The 21,159-nt window shown below is 67.2% G+C and carries 21 protein-coding genes; 13 read left to right on the plus strand and 8 right to left on the minus strand.

Annotation, left to right across the window (positions count from 1 at the left end; translation table 11 throughout):
• Positions 1–11 precede the first annotated feature (11 nt).
• A complete protein-coding gene (locus SLQ33_RS28475; RefSeq protein WP_319457261.1) occupies positions 12–161 on the minus strand; it encodes a DUF1059 domain-containing protein in 150 nt (49 codons plus the stop codon).
• A gap of 34 nt (positions 162–195) precedes the next feature.
• Here SLQ33_RS28475 and SLQ33_RS28480 point away from each other — a divergent pair, with 34 nt between their 5' ends.
• The gene (locus SLQ33_RS28480) at positions 196–852 is read left to right on the plus strand and encodes a nitroreductase family protein (RefSeq protein WP_319457315.1); all 657 of its coding nucleotides are present in this window, start codon (positions 196–198) and stop codon (positions 850–852) included.
• Between the two features lie 31 nt (positions 853–883).
• Here SLQ33_RS28480 and SLQ33_RS28485 read toward each other — a convergent pair whose 3' ends face one another.
• Both SLQ33_RS28485 and SLQ33_RS28490 read right to left on the minus strand, forming a co-directional pair.
• On the minus strand, positions 884–2,449 hold the full coding sequence (locus SLQ33_RS28485; RefSeq protein WP_319457262.1) for a GMC family oxidoreductase: 1,566 nt from the start codon (positions 2,447–2,449) through the stop codon (positions 884–886).
• 144 nt (positions 2,450–2,593) lie between these two features.
• Positions 2,594–3,172 (minus strand): HhH-GPD-type base excision DNA repair protein, encoded by a 579-nt coding sequence (locus SLQ33_RS28490; RefSeq protein WP_319457263.1) that lies wholly within the window; start codon positions 3,170–3,172, stop codon positions 2,594–2,596.
• 48 nt (positions 3,173–3,220) lie between these two features.
• Between SLQ33_RS28490 and SLQ33_RS28495 the strand changes: the two genes are divergently transcribed.
• The 10 genes from SLQ33_RS28495 (at position 3,221) to SLQ33_RS28540 (ending at position 14,133) form a co-directional block, all read left to right on the plus strand.
• Positions 3,221–4,432 carry a sensor histidine kinase gene (locus SLQ33_RS28495; RefSeq protein WP_319457264.1) on the plus strand — a complete coding sequence of 404 codons (1,212 nt, stop codon included), beginning with the start codon at positions 3,221–3,223 and terminating at the stop codon, positions 4,430–4,432.
• A complete protein-coding gene (locus SLQ33_RS28500) occupies positions 4,429–5,220 on the plus strand; it encodes a LytTR family DNA-binding domain-containing protein (RefSeq protein WP_319457265.1) in 792 nt (263 codons plus the stop codon). The genes SLQ33_RS28495 and SLQ33_RS28500 overlap by 4 nt, the downstream gene beginning before the upstream one ends.
• Complete coding sequence (locus SLQ33_RS28505) at positions 5,213–5,584, plus strand: hypothetical protein (RefSeq protein WP_319457266.1); 372 nt, start codon at positions 5,213–5,215, stop codon at positions 5,582–5,584. The genes SLQ33_RS28500 and SLQ33_RS28505 overlap by 8 nt, the downstream gene beginning before the upstream one ends.
• Positions 5,581–7,317 (plus strand): cation acetate symporter, encoded by a 1,737-nt coding sequence (locus SLQ33_RS28510; RefSeq protein ID WP_319457267.1) that lies wholly within the window; start codon positions 5,581–5,583, stop codon positions 7,315–7,317. The genes SLQ33_RS28505 and SLQ33_RS28510 overlap by 4 nt, the downstream gene beginning before the upstream one ends.
• A gap of 196 nt (positions 7,318–7,513) precedes the next feature.
• A complete protein-coding gene (locus SLQ33_RS28515; RefSeq protein ID WP_319457268.1) occupies positions 7,514–7,864 on the plus strand; it encodes a DUF485 domain-containing protein in 351 nt (116 codons plus the stop codon).
• Entirely contained in the window at positions 7,861–9,492 is a 1,632-nt protein-coding gene (locus tag SLQ33_RS28520) for a cation acetate symporter (RefSeq protein ID WP_319457269.1), read from the plus strand. Before SLQ33_RS28515 ends, SLQ33_RS28520 begins: the two co-directional genes overlap by 4 nt.
• A 72-nt stretch (positions 9,493–9,564) precedes the next feature.
• Positions 9,565–10,749 carry an MFS transporter gene (locus SLQ33_RS28525; protein WP_319457270.1) on the plus strand — a complete coding sequence of 395 codons (1,185 nt, stop codon included), beginning with the start codon at positions 9,565–9,567 and terminating at the stop codon, positions 10,747–10,749.
• Positions 10,750–10,862: 113 nt separating this feature from the next.
• Positions 10,863–11,879: an amidohydrolase family protein gene (locus SLQ33_RS28530; protein WP_319457271.1), complete on the plus strand. Its 1,017-nt coding sequence runs from the start codon at positions 10,863–10,865 to the stop codon at positions 11,877–11,879.
• Positions 11,876–13,024, plus strand: coding sequence for a Gfo/Idh/MocA family oxidoreductase (locus SLQ33_RS28535; RefSeq protein ID WP_319457272.1), 1,149 nt, complete (start codon positions 11,876–11,878; stop codon positions 13,022–13,024). The genes SLQ33_RS28530 and SLQ33_RS28535 overlap by 4 nt, the downstream gene beginning before the upstream one ends.
• Before the next feature lie 14 nt (positions 13,025–13,038).
• Entirely contained in the window at positions 13,039–14,133 is a 1,095-nt protein-coding gene (locus SLQ33_RS28540) for a Gfo/Idh/MocA family oxidoreductase (RefSeq protein WP_319457273.1), read from the plus strand.
• Between the two features lie 47 nt (positions 14,134–14,180).
• Here the strand turns inward: SLQ33_RS28540 and SLQ33_RS28545 are convergent, their stop codons facing one another.
• Positions 14,181–15,257 carry an amidohydrolase family protein gene (locus tag SLQ33_RS28545; RefSeq protein WP_319457274.1) on the minus strand — a complete coding sequence of 359 codons (1,077 nt, stop codon included), beginning with the start codon at positions 15,255–15,257 and terminating at the stop codon, positions 14,181–14,183.
• Positions 15,258–15,301: 44 nt separating this feature from the next.
• Between SLQ33_RS28545 and SLQ33_RS28550 the strand changes: the two genes are divergently transcribed.
• Positions 15,302–16,363: an Ldh family oxidoreductase gene (locus SLQ33_RS28550; RefSeq protein ID WP_319457275.1), complete on the plus strand. Its 1,062-nt coding sequence runs from the start codon at positions 15,302–15,304 to the stop codon at positions 16,361–16,363.
• On the plus strand, positions 16,360–17,241 hold the full coding sequence (locus SLQ33_RS28555) for a fumarylacetoacetate hydrolase family protein (RefSeq protein WP_319457276.1): 882 nt from the start codon (positions 16,360–16,362) through the stop codon (positions 17,239–17,241). The genes SLQ33_RS28550 and SLQ33_RS28555 overlap by 4 nt, the downstream gene beginning before the upstream one ends.
• A 16-nt stretch (positions 17,242–17,257) precedes the next feature.
• Here the strand turns inward: SLQ33_RS28555 and SLQ33_RS28560 are convergent, their stop codons facing one another.
• The 4 genes from SLQ33_RS28560 to SLQ33_RS28575 all read right to left on the minus strand — a co-directional run bounded on the left by SLQ33_RS28560 (position 17,258) and on the right by SLQ33_RS28575 (position 21,045).
• A complete protein-coding gene (locus SLQ33_RS28560) occupies positions 17,258–18,001 on the minus strand; it encodes an ABC transporter ATP-binding protein (RefSeq protein ID WP_319457277.1) in 744 nt (247 codons plus the stop codon).
• Positions 17,994–19,067, minus strand: a complete 1,074-nt coding sequence (locus SLQ33_RS28565) for an ABC transporter permease (protein WP_319457278.1) — start codon at positions 19,065–19,067, stop codon at positions 17,994–17,996. Before SLQ33_RS28565 ends, SLQ33_RS28560 begins: the two co-directional genes overlap by 8 nt.
• Complete coding sequence (locus tag SLQ33_RS28570; RefSeq protein ID WP_319457279.1) at positions 19,064–19,903, minus strand: ABC transporter permease; 840 nt, start codon at positions 19,901–19,903, stop codon at positions 19,064–19,066. Before SLQ33_RS28570 ends, SLQ33_RS28565 begins: the two co-directional genes overlap by 4 nt.
• Positions 19,904–19,992: 89 nt before the next feature.
• A complete protein-coding gene (locus SLQ33_RS28575; RefSeq protein ID WP_319457280.1) occupies positions 19,993–21,045 on the minus strand; it encodes an ABC transporter substrate-binding protein in 1,053 nt (350 codons plus the stop codon).
• Between the last annotated feature and the right edge of the window lie 114 nt (positions 21,046–21,159).

Here is a 21,159-nt window from a genome sequence, read left to right on the forward strand (position 1 = left end):
GGGTTAGGCGGTCAGAAGGCCATGAACAGGATCATGTCCCGGTCGTATTCGCGGCCGGGATGCGCTTCCGCAAGGTGCGTCTGAGCCTTCTCGACCAGGTCGTCCTCGTCGGTGCCGGTGATCGCCTCACCGCAGGGGCAGTTGAGATGTGTCTTCGCCATGTTCAAAGAATCCCACACGTGGACGATGGTGCACATGGAGCTCTACGACGCGATGCGCACGACCGGGGCCATCCGACGGTTCACCGGTGATCCGCTGCCCGACGACGTGCTCGAGCGGATTCTCGACAATGCCCGCTTCGCGCCGACCGGAGGCAACCGCCAGGGCATCCGCGTGGTCGTCGTGCGCGATCCGGGTACGCGCCAGGAGCTGGCTGAACTGAGCCTGCTCGGCGCCAAGCGCTACCTCGCCCAATCAGCCAACGGAGAGTCGCCGTGGAATCCGTTGCGACCGCGCGGTGTCGACGACGCGACGGTGGCGGCGACGGACGGCAGCGTCATGGTCGCGTCGTTGCTCGGCGCCGAGGTGGTGCTCGTCGTTTGTCTCGACCTCTCCGTGGTGGCGGCGACGGACCAGGACCTCGACCGCATCGGCGTCATCAGCGGAGCGTCGGTCTACCCGTTCGTATGGAACGTGCTGCTGGCCGCACGCAACGAGGGCTTCGGTGGCGTTCCGACCACGATGGCCGTCGCTCGGGAACCGGCGGTGCGTCAACTGCTGGGCATCCCCGACGAGTTCGCCGTCGCCGCCGTGGTACCGCTGGGCAAGCCGGTGCACCAGGTGCGCAAGCTGACCCGAAAGCCCGTGCGGGACTTCACTACCCGCGAGCGGTTCGACGGCCCGCCGCTCTAGGTCCAGGACGAGCCGGCCGTGTTCGCGCCGATCACGCGAGGGTGCGACGAAGGTCGTCGGCGGTTCGCAACGCCAGTGCGACCAGGGTAAAGGTCGGGTTCGCGTAGCCACCGGTCCGGAACACCGAACTGCCCGCGACGTAGAGGTTGGTCACCGAGTGCACGCGGCAATTCGCATCGACGACGCCGTCGGATGGGCTGGCCGACATGCGGGTGGTGCCCATGTGGTGCGGTCCGCCGGTCACGTGCTGGACCCAGCCGTCGGGCAGCCGGATCACGCTGCCCAGCCCGCGGTCACCGACCACTCGATCCAGTTCGTCCAACCAGCCCTCGACGCTGGCGAGGTCGTCGTGGCTGAGCCGCCAGTCCAACTGGGCCTCCGGGAGTCCGAGCCTGTCGACGCGGCGGCCCAACGTCACCCTGCTGTGCGGATTGGGTAGTTGTTCAGTGCGAAAGTTCAACGACCGCACGGTGATTCCTGATCCGTCGGCGGCGTCCGAAGGCCGCCGCGCCGCACGCACCGCCCGTCGCGACACTGCCCTGCTGAAATACCACGCCGCCTGCGCCCCGCCCCACAGCCGTTTTTTGTACGCCGAGCCGGAACTGCGCTTGAGCCAGCGGTGAACACGTTCGGGCCACACGTACAGCTCAGGAGCGGCAGTGAGGAACGGTTTGCTCGAACCGACCAGCGGAGGTTCGAGACCGATTGCGGCAGCGAGCAACCCACGCTCACGTTGTGCCTCGACGGTCGGCATCAGCAGCCCGCGGACCCGCGCGGCCCCGTAGCTCTGCTCCAGGTAGAAATCGGTTCCGGCACGCGGGCCCGCCAATTCCAGGTGTCCGGCCAGCACGTGCAGATGTTCCATGAAGTACCGGCCCACCTGGTCGTGCTCGTTGCCGAGACCGGCGGGCCGGTCAGCCCGTGACGCCAGCAGCAGCCGGGCATTCTCGACGCCGCCCGCGGCGAGCACGACGGCCCGCGCGCGTACCCGAGCCCCGCCGTGCAGGACGACCCTGTCGATGCGCCCAGTGTCCGGCGCCAACCGCAGGTCGGTGACGGCGGCGTTGAGCATGGTGGTGACCGACTGCTCGTCGAACAGCGCATGGCCCACGTCGCGTCCGAGGTCCCGGTACGGGCTGATCTGGAAGATCTGGTTTGTGAACGCGCTACCCTCCACAGGCAGCGGCGACGGCAGTCGGTCCACCCATCCCGACTGGTCGAAATCGTGGCTGGTCAACCCAAGGAACTCCGCCGCAGCCTTGTTGTACTTCTCGAGGCTTTCCGCGGCGATCGGCCAGCTGTCGAAATCGTGCGGTTCTAGCGGACGACACCAACCGCCCCATCTGTTTCCACTACCCCCGAACACCCGAAACCGGCTGGTGTGCAACGGATACGTGGTGCGGCCGAGCATCCGACCCCGAAGCAGCCGCTGTCCGCTCACGGTCTGTTCGAAGCCCCCGGCCTCGAGGAGCGCGATGCGCAGGCCCGATGAGCGCAGCCCGTCCGCGACGGCCAAGCCGGCCGGCCCCCCGCCGACGATGCAAACATCGAAGCTCAGCTCCGCATGGGGAGGCAGGGTGCGGGCATCGATCAACATGCCGCAACACCCCTACCCCTGGTCTACGAGCTATCGAACAATAGTTTGCGATACTACGACAGAGGGTGTGTTCTTGCACTAGGCAGCGTCAATAACTTCATCGCCGACCGTTTGCGATCAGCGTCGAGGCGAAGTTTGATTCGCTTAGGCGTTGGCGGCCTTGGCCGTGGCTTTCGCCTGCTTCTTGTACGACCGCACCTTCTCCAACGACCCGCCGTCGACGACGTCGGCCACCGACATATGCGTGCCCGCCTTGCCGTAGTCGCCAGCGGCTTCCCGCCACCCCTTGGGCGTCACTCCGTACTGCTTGCCCAGCAACGCGACGAAGATCTTGGCCTTCTGGTCGCCGAAGCCCGGCAGGGCCTTGATCCGACGCAGCAGTTCGGGCCCGTCGGGTTCGCCGGCGGTCCAGATCGCTGCGGCCTCGCCGTCGTAGTCGTCGACGATCGCCTGCGCCAGCGTCTGCAGCCGCTTGCCCATGGAACCCGGAAACCGGTGCACGGCAGGACGTTCCGAACACAACGCGATGAAGGCGTCCGGATCGTATTCGGCGATCACACTCGGTTCGAGTCCGCCCATGCGATCGGCCAGCTTCTTGGGTCCCGCGAACGCGACCTCCATGGGTATCTGCTGATCCAGCATCATGCCGACCAGCAGCGCAAAGGGATTCGACTCCAACAGCTCATCGGCGGCCGGATCTTGCACTAGCTGCAGTTTCGCCATGCGGCCAGTCTAAGGTGACGGTCACCCACCCAGAACGTGTGAGGTGACATGCCGGGCGAGATAGCGATTGCGTTGGCAGCGGCGCTCATCCTGGCCGCGCTGGCGGCGGTCGTTGCGGTGCGAACGAGGCGCGTCGTCGCCACCCCCACCGAGCGGGCCGTGCACGCCGCACTCCACACCGCGTCACTCGCGGCCCACGCGCTGCGGCATGGGCTGGACGTCGAATCCGCACAGCGCGCGGCGCCGTTCCTGCGACAGCTCACCGGCGGCGACGCCGTCGTGGTGTTCGACGCCTCCGGCGAGCGATTGGCGCACGATCCGTCCGACCGCTCGACGTGGGCGCCGGACGCGCTCGCCGCAGCAAAGCAGGCCGCCGCCGAGGCGCTGACCGGTAGGCGACGGATCCTTTCCACGCACCGCGGTGGCGCGATGGTCGCCCAGCCGCTGCTCGCCGACGACGGCGACGCCCTGGGCGTCCTGGTTGCGGTGATCTCACGCGAGCCGGGGCCCGGGATGCTCGGCGCCATCGGTGAGGTCGCCAGCTACGCGGCCAGCCAACTCGAGCTCGCCGACCTCGACGCGTCGCGCGCCCGCCTCGACCGCGCCGAGGTGCTCGCGCTACGCGCCCAGATCAGTCCGCACTTCATCTACAACGCACTCAACACGATCGCCTCGTTCGTGCGCACCGACCCCGACCGCGCCCGCGACCTGATCCTCGAGTTCGCCGACTTCACCCGCTACTCGTTCCGTGCGGCCGGCCAGTACACCACCCTGTCCGACGAACTACGCAACATCGACCGGTACCTGACGCTGGAGCGCGCCCGCTTCGGCGAAGCGCTGACGGTCAGGCTTCAGGTCGCCCCCGAGATGCTCCAGGTCGTCGTGCCATTCCTCGCGCTGCAACCCTTGGTGGAGAACGCCGTCCGGCACGGATTCGCCGGTCAGAGCGGAGGCACCGTCGAGATCGTCGCGCATGACGACGGCACCGACTGCGTGATCACCGTCGAGGACGACGGTGTCGGCATGGACCCCGGGGCCCTCCGGTCGGGCCCCGCCGACGCCCTTGCCGACGGATCGCCGGACGGCGGTGACCATTCCGCCCACGTCGGCCTGACGAATGTCGACCATCGCCTGCGCGCGGCGTTCGGCAACGACTACGGTCTGGTGGTCGAGACGGCGATGGGCGCGGGCACGAAGGTCATCATGCGGGTTCCGAAGTTCCGGTCGGGTGTCCGGGCCAGCGGAGGTGCGTTCGGGTGAGCAGGCCACTCACGGTCCTCGCGGTCGACGACGAGGCCCCCGCCCTCGACGAGTTGGCGTATCTGCTTGGCGAGCATCCGGACATCGCCGTGGTGTGCCGGGCGGGCGACGCGACGTCCGCGCTGCGGGAGTTGAACGGGCGCACCATCGATGCGGTCTTCCTCGACATCCACATGCCTGGCCTGAGCGGGCTCGAGCTGGCGGGGGTACTGACCAACTTCTCCTACCGTCCCGCCGTGGTGTTCGTAACGGCGCACGACGACAAGGCGGTGGACGCATTCGACGTCGGCGCCGTCGACTACCTGCTCAAGCCCATCCGGCAGAGCCGGCTCGACGAAGCCGTCCGAAGGGTGCTCGCCGCACGCGCCGACACCACAGCCGACGACGTCGACCCCAATGACGAGGATGCCGACGTCGTCCCGGCCGAACTCGGCGGCATCACCCACCTGGTGCCGAGGGACAGCATCGGCTGGGTGGAAGCCGAGGGCGACTACGCGCGGCTGCACTCCGCGTCAGGGGCGCACCTGGTACGGATACCCCTGAGCACTCTCGAATCACGTTGGCGCGACCGTGGATTCCAGCGAATACACCGCTCCTATCTGGTGGCGCTGCGGCTTGTCATCGGAGTCCGCACGACGGACGGTGCGGTACTGGTGCGGCTACGCGCGAACGGCGCGTCCCCTGCCGTGGAGTTGCCGGTGAGCCGACGGCAGGCCCGCGAGCTCCGTGACCGCGTGATCCGCGATCCGATGAGAAACCTCCGTCCAGGCGCCGGCGGCGATGACTAGCGGACGGCCGCAACGCGAGCGCGTGATCCTCGCCCACCGCAGGGGCGCCCGGGTCATCCGCACTCGGGTCGAGATACAGGAGCAGACCCAGGTCGGTGACGCTCTGGTGCGCGGATTGGTACGCGCCCAACTCGGGCTGGCGTTGCGACTCGCCGTGGTCGCGGTGTGCGCCGTGGCGGCAATCCCGTTGCTGATGGGGGCGTTTCCCGAACTGAGCGAGGTCCCGGTGTTCGGCATCCGGCTCAACTGGCTGATCCTCGCGGTCCTCGTCTACCCGGTCCTGTACGGCGTGGGGCGACTGTACGTGCGGCTGGCCGAACAGGCGGAGCGTGACTTCGTCCGCGTCGTCGACGGCGAACCATGACGGGCGCACCGTTGACGGCAGCGGCCCTACTCGCTGCCGCGCTAGCCACGATCGGGATCGGCTTCTATGGAATCCGGCTGTCCCGCACCACCTCCGACTTCCTGGTGGCCTCGCGTAGCATCGGCCCGCAGTGGAACGCGGCGGCGGTCTCGGGTGAATACCTCTCGGCTGCATCGTTTCTCGGCGTGGCCGGGCTGATCGCCAAGTACGGCGCCGACGCACTCTGGTACCCCGTGGGCTTCACCGCCGGGTACCTCGGGTTGCTGCTGTTCGTCGCGGCGCCGCTACGGCGGTCGGGCGCCTACACCGTGCCCGACTTCGCGGAGTTCCGACTGGGCTCGGCGCGGCTGCGCAAGGTCGCGATGCTGGTCGTCGTCGTCATCTGCGTGTTCTACCTGGTCCCCCAGTACCAGGGCGCGGGACTCGCACTGAAAACTCTTCTGGGCGTTCCCGTTTGGATCGGCCCACTGGTCGTCGGCGGAATCGTCATCACCAACGTGGTCGGTGGCGGCATGCGATCCATCACGTTCGTACAGGCCTTTCAGTACTGGCTCAAGCTGACCGCGATCGCGATCCCCGCGCTGGCGCTGCTGGGATTGTTCTTCACCGACGGTGGTGAGCTCGGCGGCCCCATGCCGCCCACCGTGCGGCAGGACACCACCGTCGCCATCGAGACCGACGTCGTCGTGCAGGTCGCCGAACCGGCGGGCATCAGGGTCACCGGCACGCTCGACGGTGGACCAGTCGACGCCGCGCCCATTCCCTCCGCCGGCGAACACACGCTGGGCGCGGGCAGCACCCTGACCCTGGCCGCCGGCGCGGCCACCCCGGTGGTGGCCGGCACGCCGGGCGCTGGGACGGACTGGATCGCATCGGGGGGCGGCCTGGGCGGCAGCCATCCGCTCTACCAGGTGCTGTCGATCATCGTCGCAACGTTCCTCGGCACCATGGGCCTGCCGCACGTATTGGTGCGCTTCTACACCAATCCCGACGGGCGCGGGGCCCGCCGCACCGCGCTGGCGGTGATCGCGCTGCTGTCGCTCTTCTACCTGTTCCCGACACTGCTCGGCGTGTTCTCCCGGCTGTACGTGCCGCAACTGCTGATCACCGGCACCGCGGATGCCGCAGTGCTGCTGGCGCCGGGCGCCGCCATCGGCGGAGCCGCCGGGCAGCTGCTGGCTGCGCTCGTGGCGGCCGGCGCGATCGCGGCGTTCCTGGCAACGTCCTCGGGCCTGCTGGTCAGCATCGCGGGTGCGCTGGCGACCGACGTGCTGCGCGGCCGGGTGCGCGACTTCCGGGTTGCCGCGGTGGTCGGCGGGTTGATTCCGATTCCGCTGTCGCTCATCGTTTCCGGCCTGGAGTTGTCGCGCAGCGTCGGGCTGGCGTTCGCAGTCGCCGCGTCCACGCTGTGTCCCCTACTGGTGCTGGGCATCTGGTGGCGCGGCCTCACTGCCATCGCCGCCGCCTGTGGGCTGGCGGTGGGCGGACTGGCCTCGGGGACGGCCGTCACCCTGGCCATCGCGGGCGTCGTCGATGAACAGGCGCTTGGCGGCTGGCCGGCCGTCATGATCGGCTACCCCGCTGCGGTCAGCGTGCCGTTGGCGTTCGCGACGATGATCGTGGTCAGTCGGCTGACCCGCAATGCCGTACCGCCCGACGTGGCGCAGATCTTCGCCAGAATGCATGTCCCCGAACGCCTCGGCATGGGCATCGAACGCGTCCCGCGGGGCTGAAGCGCCCAGCGCCGAAACATTCCCCGGTCGCTTCGCTCCAGCCCGCCGAACCGCTCACCGTTCGTCGCCGACGATCAACCGTTCACCGCAGCGCTCCCCGGCTTCGACGCGTGAGCACCCGCGGGAACGCGTATGTGACCTGCATCTCAGTTAACTTCACCCCAGAGCCAGCTCACCAACGAAGTCAGGAGTGACCGTGCCCGAAACCGATCTTCCACCCCGCGAAGCCACCAGCAGCAGCGTCGACTTTCTAGAAATCCAGTCCAGCCCCGAGTTTCAGGAACTGCGAAGTAGATTGCGCCGCTTCGTCTTCCCCATGAGCGCGCTGTTTCTGATCTGGTACGCCGCCTACGTGATGCTCGGCGCGTTCGCCCACGACTTCATGGCCATCGAGGTCTGGGGCAACGTCAACGTCGGCCTGCTCGTCGGCCTTGGCCAGTTCCTGTCGACCTTCATCATCACCGGCATCTACGTCCGGTTCGCCAACCGTGAGCTCGATCCACGGGCCGAAGCAATCCGCTCCGAGTTCGAAGGGACCGCAGCATGACGCTCCTCGCCGCCGACGGCGCCACCATCGGGAATCCCGTCGCCAACATCGGCATCTTCGTCCTCTTCGTTGCCGTCACGCTCTTCATCGTGATCCGCGCCAGCAAGAAGAACGCCACTGCAGCCGAATTCTTCACCGCGGGGCGCTCGTTCACCGGGCCGCAAAATGGCGTTGCGATATCCGGGGACTACCTGTCCGCCGCCAGCTTCCTCGGCATCTCAGGCGCCATCGCGGTCTACGGCTACGACGGCTTCCTGTACTCGATCGGCTTCCTGGTCGCGTGGCTTGTCGCATTGCTTCTTGTCGCCGAATTGCTCCGCAATGCAGGCAAATTCACGATGGCCGACGTGCTCAGCTTCCGGCTGAGGCAACGCCCGGTACGGATGGCCGCAGCGACCACCACCCTGGCCGTATGCCTGTTCTATCTGCTGGCCCAGATGGCCGGCGCAGGGGGGTTGGTGGCCCTACTGCTCAACATCTCGAGCGACATCGGCCAGGCGCTGGTCATCGCGGTCGTCGGGCTGCTGATGATCGTCTACGTGCTGATCGGCGGGATGAAGGGCACCACCTGGGTGCAGATCATCAAGGCCGTATTGCTGATCGGTGGCGCGGCGTTGATGACGGTGATGGTGCTGGCCAAGTTCGGGGTGAACTTCTCCGAGCTGCTCGGCGCGGCGCAGTCCGCGGTGTCCGGGTCCACCAACGAGGCCGTCGCAGGCCGTGACGTGCTGGCTCCCGGCGCGCAGTACGGCGCTTCGCTGACCTCGCAGATCAACTTCATCTCGCTTGCGCTGGCCCTGGTGCTCGGCACGGCCGGCCTGCCGCACGTGCTGATGCGGTTCTACACGGTGCCCACCGCCAAAGAAGCACGGCGGTCCGTCGTCTGGGCGATCGTGCTCATTGGTGCGTTCTACCTGTTCACGCTGGCGCTGGGCTACGGTGCCGCTGCCCTCGTCGGGCCTGACGCCATCCTGGCCGCCCCTGGTGCGCAGAACTCGGCCGCGCCCTTGCTGGCGTTCGAACTTGGTGGGGTGGTCCTGCTCGGGGTCATCTCAGCGGTGGCGTTCGCGACGATCCTCGCGGTGGTCGCAGGCCTGACCATCACCGCGGCAACGTCGTTCGCGCACGACATCTATGCCAGCGTGTTGAAGAGCCACCAGGTGACCGAGGACGAGCAGGTGCGGGTGTCCCGCATCACGGTCGTGGTGATCGGCATCCTGTCGATCGGGCTTGGCATCCTGGCCGCCGAGCAGAACATCGCGTTCCTGGTCGCGCTGGCGTTCGCGGTGGCCGCGGCCGCCAACCTGCCGACCATCGTGTACTCGCTGTACTGGCGCCGGTTCAACACCCGCGGCGCACTGTGGAGCATGTACGGCGGCCTGATCTCGACGATCGTGCTGATCGTGTTCTCCCCCGCGGTGTCGGGCGCGAAGACCGCAATGCTGCCCAACGTGGACTTCGCCTGGTTCCCGCTGGCCAACCCGGGCATCGTGTCGATTCCGCTGGCCTTCATCCTCGGCATCGTCGGCACGCTGTCGTCTCCCGATGACGAGGACCCCGAGCTCGCCGCCGAGATGGAGGTGCGCTCGCTCACCGGCATCGGCGCGGAGAAGGCGGTCGCGCACTAGCACCGGGGAACGCCGCCGGGAAGTCGGGGCGTCCGGTCGACGTTTACACCGGACGTGCCCGACACTCAACGCGTGACGCCCCGCCGCTATGGGTTTGCCCTGCTCGCCTACGCGTTCGCCGCGATCATGCTTGGCACCACGCTGCCGACACCGATGTATGCGCTGTACGCCGAGCGCATGCACTTCGCGGTACTGACCACCACGGTGATCTACGCGACGTACGCGGGTGGCGTGTTGTTCGCGCTACTGGCGTTCGGGCGGTGGTCCGACGCCGTGGGCCGGCGTCCAGTGCTGCTGGCGGGCGTGGCGTTCGCACTCGCAAGCGCGGCAGTCTTCCTCGTCGCAGACTCGGTGCCAGTGCTGCTGGTCGGGAGGCTGTTGTCCGGCCTGTCGGCGGGCATCTTCAGCGGCACCGCCACCGCCGCTGTCATCGAGCTGGCGCCGCCCAGTTGGCGGTCCCGGGCGGCGGCGGTCGCGACCGTCGCCAACATCGGCGGACTGGGGGCCGGGCCGCTGCTGGCAGGTTTCCTGGTGCAGTACGCGCCCGAGCCACTGCACCTGAGCTTCGTCGTGCACATCGTGCTGGCGTTGTTGGCCGGCGTTGCCGTGCTCGTCGTGCCCGAGACGTCTGCGCGCAGCGGCAGCATCGGGATGCAGCGATTGTCGGTGCCGATCGAGGTTCGCGGGGTCTTCATCACCGCCGCCATCGCGGCGTTCGCAGGATTCGCCGTGACGGGGCTGTTCACGGCGGTGGCACCATCGTTCCTGGCCAATGTGGTCGGCATCTCCAACCACGCCGTGGCCGGCGCCATCGTGTGCACCATCTTCGCCGCCTCGGCGATGGCGCAGGTGGCTGCCGGTGGCATCGAGCCGGCGCGCGCGATCGCATTGGGCTGCGCCATTCTCGTCGTCGGCATGGCAATTCTCGCAGTGGCACTGCACTTTTCGTCGCTGGTCGGGTTGATCGCCGCCGCAGTGGTGTCGGGCATCGGCCAGGGCATCAGCTTCGGCAGGGGGCTGGCCGCCATCGCCGAACGCACACCGCCCGACCGTCGCGCCGAGGTCACCTCGACCTATTTCGTCGTCGCCTACGTGGCGATCTCACTGCCGGTCATCGGCGAAGGATTCGCGTCGCGGGCGTGGGGCCTGCGTACTGGCGGACTGGCGTTCGCGATAGCCGTAGCGGTACTCGCCGCGATCTGCCTCGCAGCGGTGTTGGTACAGGAGTCCCGCGAGCGCCGCCAACCCGTTGGCTGACGCAGGCGTGCCAATAACGTCGTACGAGATTACGGCGCATTGACATTCACGGTGAACGGCAGTGTCAGCCGATATCACCGGGCCTACTCTCGAACGGGAGCCAGGAGGAGACCATGAACAGGGCGAACCGCGCTGACGGTCCGGTCATCGACATCCACTGTCATCGGGAGTGCGCGCCTGCGGCCGAGTTCATGAAGGACGCCGCCCTCGCCGCAGGCAAGGTCGCGCTCGGTCACGGGAACCCCATCACCCAGGCGGTGAACCGGCGCCAGCTGGAGGCGATCAGACCCAAGATGGACGTGCTCGACGTCCGCGTCTCCGACATGGACCGCATGGGCGTGGACATTCAGGCGGTCGCGATCGCGGTGTACCAGTACTACTACTGGGCAGACGCCGAACTCGGGGCCAAGGTCGCCCGTATCGCCAACGAGGAGTTCGTCGAGTCGACGTCGCAGTATCCCGGACGATTTCTGCCATTCGGGACCGTGCCGCTGCAGGACACCGATGCGGCCGTTCAGGAGTTGCGTTACCTCGCAAACGAACTCGGTATGCGCGGAATCGAGATCGGCACCCACGTCGAGGGCGAGGAGATCTCGAGCGCACGCCTTGAGCCGTTCTGGGCCGAGGTGTCGTCGCTCGGTCTGGTGGTGGTCATCCACACCCACGGCGCCACCCACCCGCAACGGCTGGCCGACCACAACTTCGTCAACATCATCGGCCACGCCTATGAGGCCACGCTGGCCACGGCACACCTGATATTCGACGGTGTCGTCGAGCGTCATCCGAACCTCAAGATCGTCGTCGTGCACGGCGGCGGATATCTACCGGCGTACGCAGGCCGGCTCGACCACGGTTGGCGGGCACGTGAAGACGTGCGCGACGGGGTTCCCCAGCCACCGACGTCGTACCTGCGCAAGTTCTACTTCGACACGATGGTGTTCGAACCAGGCCAACTCAGGTACCTGATCGACACCTACGGCGCCGATCACGTACTGCTCGGCACCGACTATCCGTACGACATGGGCGACGACGATCCCCTGGCGCTGCTCGCCTCGACCGCTGGGCTCGACCAGGGCCAGCTCGAGCTGGTTGCCGGTGGAAACGCCGCCCGGCTGCTGGGGCTCGCATGAGCGGCCCCGGAGGTCTTCGGGCGCACGGCACCGTCGGGCTGGCCATCATCGGTTGCGGCACGGTCGGCAGGATCCGCGCCATGCTCGCCCGCGAATACCCCGGCATCGGCTGGCTGGGCCTGTGCGACGTCGACGAGCCGACCCTGAAGGCACTGGCGGCCGACACTCAGGCGGACTACCTCACGACCGATCTCGAGGACCTGCTGGCGCGGCCCGAGATCGGCGCAGTGATCATCGCGACCGACGAACAGGAGCACGTCGCGCCAATCCTGCGGGCGGTCGAACTCGGCGTCCCGCTGTTCATCGAAAAGCCCTTGGCCACTGACCCGATCGATTCCGCCCGGGTGCTGGCCGCCATCGAGGCTGCGGGCGTCGATGCCGTCGTCGGGTACACGCAACGCTTCCGGCGACGGTTCCAGACCGTCAAACAGCGGCTGCGCGACGGCCAGATCGGCGACGTCACGACGGTCATCACCCGGGCCTTCATGAACCGGATGGTGCCCGAAGCGACCCTGCGCAAGGTCGCCGACCCCGCCGGCTTGACGCCCATGGTCGTCTCCGGCACACACAGCCTCGACATGTGCATGTGGCTCATGGAGGGCAGCACACCGGTCGAGGTGTACGCACGCTCGACCGACCGGACCCTCGGGCCGATCGGCACCAAGGACGGCACCTCTGGCATCTTCACGATGGACGACGGCGTGGTCTTCAGCATGAACATCAACTGGGCACTGCCAACGGTGTGGCCGGGCGCGGTGTACGGGCTGGAGATCGGGATCGTCGGCACCCACGGCGTCATCGACATCGAGGACACTCACCGCGACGTCATCCTCGCCTCGGAAGTGGCCCAGCCCGCCGGGTACACCAGTCGCGGCTTCGCGCCCCCCGCGCCGCGCCATGTCGACTTCGTCGGCAGCTACCCGCCGGGTGACGTCTCCGACGGGCTGCTGTGGGGCCCGATGCGCGAGGAGACCACCACGTGGTTCGCGCGGGTATGCCGCGCGATCGAAACCCCGCACGCCACGGCCGCCGACGGGCACGCGAACCTGCTGAACACGATGGCCATGGATCTCTCGGCGCGAACCGGCAGACCGGTCCCGCTGCCGATCAGCCCAGACGAACTGCTCGCCGGGCTCAACGACTAACGGAGGCAAGAAGAATGCGGCAGCTCAACCTCGGCATCATCGGAACCGGATGGTGCGGCGGCATCCGCGCCGTCACCGCCGCACGCAGCCCCTACGTGGCCGAGCTGCACCTGGCCGAAATCGACGAGGCCCGGCTCGCGGAGCTGGTCGTACAGACCGATGTCGCCGAACAGGTGCCGCCGACGAAGACGACCAACAGATGGCAGGACATCGTCGAGAATCCGGACATCGACGCCGTCGTCGTGTCCGCCACCCCCGAACAACTGCATCATCCGATGACCAAGGCGGCGCTGGAGTCGAACAAGCACGTGCTGCTGGAGAAGCCGATCGCGCTGACCCTCGCCGAAGCCGATGAGCTCATCGAACTCGCCGACGCCTCCGGGCTCAAGTTCACCGTCGGATACTCGCAGCGGTTCAACGCCAAACAGGCCATGATCAAGCGTGCGATCGCCGACGGCACCCTCGGAGACGTCACCAGCATCCTGCTCAGCAGGCACATCACCCGGTCGCTGGGAGCCAAGATCGGCTCGCGAACCAAGTTGTCCCCCGCGGCCATGGAGGCGACGCACGACCTGGACTTCGCGTTCTGGTGCCTGCAGCCACGTCGACCGGTGCGCGTCTACTCCCAGAACGCGTGGGGCGTGCGCGCGGCCACCCTGGGGGTGCCCGACACGCAGTTCCTCGTCGTCACCATGGACGACGGAGTGGTCGTGACCATCGGAGCCGGAATGTCGCTTCCTCCAGGGTATCCGGGGGCTTCCACCAGCTGGATCGAGGTCATCGGAACGGACGGAGCGGTGATCGCCGACGCCAGTCATCGCGACATCGTCGTGAACACCGTCCAGCACGGGGTGCAGTTTCCCCTTTCGACGATGCCCGGCGAGTTCGTCGACCACGTGTACGCCGGACCGATGGAACGCGAGACCACGCACTTCATCGAAGCGATCGCACTCGACCGACCCGTCATGGTCGACCCGCACCTGGCCCGCATCACGATGGAGGTCTACCTCGCGGCGGACCTTTCGGCCGAGCTGAACCAGGTTGTCGAACTGCCACTGCCCAGAGCCGCCGGATTGGCACCCTCGGAGCCATACGTCAGCCAGGCGTAACCATCACGCCCAGACAGAAGATGCTCACGCAAACGCAACGCCGCGCATCATCGCGCCGTATCGATCCCGAAGAGCCGGGCTGCGTTGCCTCCCAACACGAGCGCACGATCGGCGTCGTCGAGCTGGACGCCCGCCAGGAACGCCACCGGATCGACCGTGCTCATGTCGAACGGGTAGTCGGTGCCCATGAGCACGTGATCGGCTCCGAGGCTACGCACCAGGTGGTCGACCATCGTGGCGTCGAACACGTTGGTATCGACGAAGATCGAGCGCATAACCTCGCTGGGCGGCACGTCGAGCTCATGGCGAAGCTCGGGCCGCACCCGCCAGGCGTGGTCGGTCCGCGCGACGTAGAACGGCAAGTAGCCACCGCCGTGCACCACCATGACGCGCAGCTCCGGGTGCCGCTGCCAGACTCCGCCGAGGATCATCCTGGTGACGGCGAGCGTCGAGGCAAGTGGCATGCACATGACGTTGACCAGGTAGTAGTCGCTGAACCGTTGGCCGTGGGTGAAGCCCTGGGGGTGCAGGATCACCGTCATGCCGAGTTCGACGACGGCTTCCCAAACGGGGTCGAACCGGCGGTCGTCGAGCTCACGTCCCAACACGTCGGCGCTGATCTCCACACCTCCGAAACCGAAGTCCCGCCGGGCCTCGCGCAGCATCTCGACCGCCAGCGCGGGATGGTCCATCGGCACGTTCGCCACGGCGGCGAACCGATCCGGCCATTGCGCGACGACCTCCGCAAACCGTTCGTGCTGAAGACGATTGGCGCGCTTGGCCTCCCGCTCGGGCAGCCAGTAGAAGTACTCCGTGGGCGGTACAGAGAGAATCTGCATGTCGACGCCCTGGGCGTCCATGTCTTGCAGCCGCTGCTCGGCATCTTCGAATTGAGCCGTATTCAGGGCGCTCGCCCGGTACTCGGTGTTGTAGCGCGTCGTCTCGGCAGAGGAGTGCAGCGAGCGCGGTTCCAGTTCGGGGCGGAAGTACGGTTTCGCCAGCGCCGCGGCCGGCCCTACCGACAGGTGAGTGTGCGCGTCGATGCACCGGCTGCGAGGGCGCGGCGCGGCAGACTGCTCGATTCTCGGCGCCAGCTCGGGCCACCATTCATCCGGTGTCGACATGTCGTCATCCTAGCCGATATGCGTTCTGCCCGAATGGAATTCGCATGACCGACCGGTATCCCATGCGTGGCCTCGTCGAGTTCGCGGCCACCGTTCTCGTTGCTGCCGGTGTCCTGCCCGAGCACGCCGACGTCACCGCGGCCCGGCTGGTGGAGGCCGATCTGCGCGGGCGTTCGGGGCACGGCCTAATCCGGCTTCCGTCGTACCTGCACCGGATCGGCGCAGGCGGCATCAACGTACGGCCGGCCATCGAGGTATGCCACGAGACTCCGGTTTCCGCCCAGGTGAACGGCGACAACGGATTAGGCCAAGTCGTCATGACCCGGGCCACCGAGCTCGCGATCGCGAAGGCGCGCGAACGCGGCGTGTCCTGGGTGGGCACCGTGCACTCCAACCACGCCGGAGCGGCTGGTCTTTACGCGGAGCTGGTCGCGGACGCCGGACTCATCGGGGTGTACACCGCGGTCGCCAACGCCAACGGGATGCCACCGTGGGGCGGAACCAATCCACTGTTGGGAACGAACCCGCTCGCCATCGCCGTGCCCACTACCGGCGCTCCGTTCCTGCTCGACATCGCCACCACCGCGGCCTCCCACGGAACGATCAAAGTCGCTGCCAGGGAAGGCCGCTCGCTGCCGGAAGGCTGGGTCGTCGACGGCGCAGGCAGACCGATCACCGACCCGCATCGCGCGGCCGAGGGTTTCCTGGTGCCGATGGGCGGCTACAAGGGCTCCGGTCTGACGATCGCGATCGGACTGCTGGCCGGCGTGCTGAACGGAGCTGCGTTCGGCGCGGAGGTGGTCGACCATCGACGCGACGCGGTAACGCCGACGAACACCGGCCAGGCGATGCTCGCGCTGCGTACCGATCTGTTCCGCCCGGCCGACGAGATCATCGAGTCGTTCACCCGCCACCTCGACGCGCTGCGCGACTCCGGCAGCACCGACGGGCACCGGGTGCGCTTGCCCGGCGACGAAGCGGCCCGCACACGCGCCGAGAACACCCGTCGCGGCGTTCCCATTCCGGATGGGTTGGCCGCCGAACTCGACTCGTTGGCCCACACCCACGGCGTGGATTCACCGTTCTCCGCAGCGGAAACACCATGAAGCTCCTGACCTACCGAGCGCGCTCCGCGGTCACGGGATCAGCGATCGGGTGCCTGATCGACAACGAGATCGCCCCGCTGTCAACCGATCCCGAACTGCCGCAGACCATGGTTGAGTTCGTCGCCCTTGGCTCCGCGGGCCTGGCCCGCGCGGCCGAAGTGCAGTGCAGTGGGCCGCGGATTCCCCTCGACGAGGTCCGGCTGCTCGCGCCGATCCGACCGCGCAACAACGTCATGTGCGTCGGCAAGAACTACGTCGAACACGCCCGTGAGTTCGCCGGCAGCGGCTACGACGCCGCTCAGGAACAGGTGCTCCCCGACGAGCCGGTGATCTTCACCAAGGCCTTGTCTTCGATCGTCGGACCTGGGGACGCGGTGCGCGTCAGTGACGACCCGACTACCACCAGCGACTACGAGGGCGAGCTCGGCGTCGTGATCGGGCCGGGTGGACATCACGTCGCCGAAGCCGACGCCTTCAACCACGTCTACGGGTACACGATCGTCAACGACGTGACCATCCGCGACCTCCAGAAGAGGCATGTGCAGTTCTTCGTCGGCAAGAGCGCCGACACCTACTGCCCCATCGGTCCGGTTCTGGTGACCGCAGACGAGATCCCCGACGTCACGGCGCTGCGGGTCCAGACGCGCGTCAACGGCGAGCTCCGCCAGGACGCACCGATCTCCGAGCTGATCTTCGACATCCCACGACTGGTGTCGGCGATCGCCTTGGCGGTGCGGCTGGAGGCCGGCGACGTCATCGCCACGGGCACCCCGGCGGGTGTTGGCCTGGGATTCGTACCCCCGCGTTTCCTCGCCTCGGGCGACCTCATGGAGGTATCGATCGAGGGCATCGGGACATTGGCCAACCCGACCGTGTGACCCGGGGCGCCGCCGGTCAGCTGATTGCCAGCGCGCCGATGTCCTCGAAGGTCTTGAAGACCTCGGCCTTCGTCACGGCGACCTGGGTGTCCGCGACGTCGCGCGGGAAGGGCAGTGTGACGTCGATGTCGTCGGCGAGTCGACCGCCCTTGGCGAAGACCAGGATTCGATTGGAGAGCTCGACGGCCTCACCCACGTCGTGAGTGACGAACACGACCGTGGTGCCGGTCTCGGTCCAGATCGTGTTCAACTCCTTGCGCAGCGTGCGCGCCGTGATGGCGTCGAGGTGGCTGAACGGCTCGTCCATGAAGAGCACGTCGGGCTCAGTGGAGAAGGCCCTGGCGATGCCGACCCGCTGCTGCATGCCGCCGGAAAGCTGGCCGGGGAACTTGTCGCCCCGGTCGCCGAGCTGCACCATCTCCAGATAGTGCTGGCAGCGGTCCCGGGTCTCCTTCGAACGGTCCTGCTGGACGAACAGCATGTTGTCCATGACGGTGCGCCACGGCAGCAACCGGGCGGCCTGGAACACATACCCGGCGCGGGCCGGTCGGCCGTTCTGGGTGATCCGCACGCTGCCGCTCGTCGGGGTGTCGATGCCACTGAGGATGTTCAGCAACGTCGACTTCCCGCAACCCGACGCACCAACCACGGACACGAAGGCGTGCCCGCTGATGCTCAGGCTCACGTTCTCCAACGCCACCACCTTGTCGGTGCCGACACCGAACTCCTTGTGCAGCTCGGAAATGGTGATCTCAGCCATGGTCGTTGCTCCTCGGGTGATCGGGTCCGCCCTGCGCTGACGGGGAAGGGTCGTCGATGGATTGCGGGGGCGGACCCAGTGTCGCCAGGGTGATGCTGCCGATGGCCGCACTGGTTGCGGTGGCTCCGGTCGCAGCGGCGGCGACGGAAGCCGAAACCGGTGCGGCAGCGTCGAACCGCGCCTCGACCACGTCCGCGGCGTCGATGGGCGGCCGCCATTTGAACAGGTGCTTGGAGAGTTGGTCGAACATCAACTTCTCGAAGATCAGCGCGAAGATCACGAACAGCAGTGCATAGCCCACGACGCCGTACGCGCGATGCGCGTCGTACCAGAACTTGATGGTCCAGCCGGCACCGTCCTGACCGCCGAACACCTCGGCGACGACGAGCCCCTTCCAGCCGAGCGCGAAGGCGTACCGGGCCGCGGCGAACAGGAACGGCAGCAGCGACGGGATGAGCACCTGCGTGATGACTCGCTGCCGAGGAACGTGGAACGCGCGCGCCATGTCGAACAGGTCGCTCGGGGTGTTGCGCACGCCTTCACGGACATTGATGATCACGAACGGGACGCCGGTCAGCACCACGACGATGGTCGGTCCGATGTCACCGAACCCGAAGGCCAGGCTGCAGAACAGCGCCCAGGCCAGGTTCGGCATCGCGAGGATCGCGACCACCCAGTCGTTGAAGAACGCGTTCACCGCTTTGGACAGCCCCATCGCGATGCCGATAACCGTGCCGATGGCCAACGCGATGAGCATTCCGATGCCAAGGCGCTGCAACGAGATCCCGAACGTCTCGTACATGTTGTGCGGAGCAACAGTGTCGCCTCTGAGCTCGTCGAACATGAACCCGAACACCTGCCACGGCGTCGGCAGCACGTCGACCGCGAACGGCCAGATGGTGGTGACCACCTTGATCGCCAGCAGCCACACGATGAGGCACACGATCGGGAAGGCGAGCCGGCCTGCCAGCGGGCTGCGCCAGCCGGTGCGCCATGCGCGCCGGCTCCTCGAAGTGCGTCGCGGTCCTGACGTGGTCGGTGCGGCGTCGCGCAGGTCGGCGGTCACGACTTGAGCTCCCCGCGCCAGGCGAAGAACCGGCGTTCCAGCGTCTCGAGCACGACCTTGTCGAGGAACAGCGCCAGGACGTAGAACGCCAGGATCCAGGTCAGGAACTCGTCAAGCCGGAAGAGCTGGGTGGCCGTGCGCATCTCGAAACCGATTCCCTTCGACGACGAGAACACCTCCGTCAGCACCGTGACCTTCCAGGCAATCGAGAAGCCGAACCGCACGCCGGTGAAGATGAACGGCGCGAGGTGCGGAAGCACGATCTCCCGGTTGCGCCGCACCACCCCGACGTCGAACGACTTGGCCATGTCGATGAGGTCCTTCGGCAGCGACTTGATGCCTTCGGACACGTTGACGGTGATGATCGCGAACGTCGTCAGCACGATCGCGATGATCGGGCCTGCCGGACGGTTGCCGAAGATGATCGCCGTCAGCAGCGCCCAGATCAGGCCGGGCGTCGTCACGCCGATGGTCACCGCGTCGCGGAAGAACCCGTTGAGGAAGCGGTTCTGCATCAGGATGCCGACGCCGACGCCCACGATGAACGCGATGAAGAACCCGACGGCGATGCGGCCGAGCGTCGTGGCGAAGGCTCCCGGTACCTCACCGGTGGCCCACAGCTCTCCGAAGGTTCTGAAGACGGTCGACGGGCCGGGCAGCAGGTTCTCGTCCATCAACCGCCCGGACGCCAGCTCCCAGATGCCCAGGAAGAAGGCGTAGCCAGCGATCCGCCATCCCCAGGTGGTAATGCGGTCCTTGCGCTTTGCCGCGCGGACCACGTCCTCCTCACGGGCACGTTTGGGTGTCTGCGGGGGTGTACTCAAGGTCGTCGCCACGTTCGCCTCTCGTCTGATGGTCGTTGCCGTGGCCGCGGCGGCCGGGGTCGTGACGGACCGGGGCCGCCAAGGGCGGCCCCGGCGCGCGGTCACTGGGGTGTGATGGCCTCGAAGCGCGGGGTCGGCGCGTCCGCGGCGAGGTAGTTCGGGTTGTCCGGGTGCAGTTTCTTCATCAGCTCCCACAGCTCGGTTTCGGTGCCGATCCACGCCTCGTCCATCGCGACCTTGTCGACGAACCAGTCGGCGTCACCGGACATGTAGTCGATCAGGTAGTTGATGTCCTCGTCGGACTCGACCGAGAAGTGCTGCGGGTACTTCCGGATGACGTCGGATTTCTGTTCCTTCCATTGGTCGACGCCCTGCTGCCACAGGTCGAGGAACTTCGCGGCGAGCTCCGGATTGGCGTCGTACCACTCCTGGGTGGCGACGAAGTTGTTGCCGCTCACGTGGTTGAGGCCGTCGTTGTTGGGTGCGAACTCCTGATACAGCTGGAACGGCGACTTGCCGTCGTACATGAGCTCCAGCTCGCCCTTGCGCATCTGCGGGACGGCAGCCTCGGGGATGATCGCGGCTGCCTCGCAGTCACCGCGCAGCAGGTTCGTCGGGTTCACGAAGTGGTCGTTGACGACGAGCTGGAAATCGCCGCCGCCGACCCGGTAGTCCAGGCCGTGCATCTCGTTGGCAAGGACTCCCCAGAACGCGGCGTTCGACGTCGGCCCCGAGACGCAGATCTTCGAGCCCTTCGGGATGTCTGCGAGCGTCTCGTACGGGTCACCGGCCCGCTTGAAAAATGGAACGCGCTGGTAGTTGTACTTGCCGAAAGTGACGGTCTTGATGCCCGTCTCCGCCTCGAGCACCGGCGTCTCCTGGGTGGACATCGACACGATGTCGCCGTGGCCACCCGCGAAGTAGGTGAACTCGTCCCACGTCGTGCTCGTCTCGATGCGGACGTTGTTCTCCTCCTCCCACTTGGCCAACGTGCCGTTGTCCTTCATCATGTCCCACACCGCCTCTGGCGCGAACGCGAAGCGGATGACTTGCGCGTCGTCGGCCCCGCCGCTGGTTGATCCTCCCGAGCACCCGGCGGCAAGTGTGAGCGCCATGGCCGCCGCGGCGATTCGTACTGTCTTCGTGACCTTCACGATGGTCCTCCTCAGTTCACGTCGAACCTGGATTGATCATGCCTGTGACGTGTATCACCAAGTACAGCCCCCGGCACTGCGGGCGGACTATGTCGTGCCCCGTGAATTTCGCTT

Source organism: Mycobacterium sp. RTGN6 (genome assembly GCF_033804605.1).
In the GTDB taxonomy this organism is placed as follows: domain Bacteria; phylum Actinomycetota; class Actinomycetes; order Mycobacteriales; family Mycobacteriaceae; genus Mycobacterium.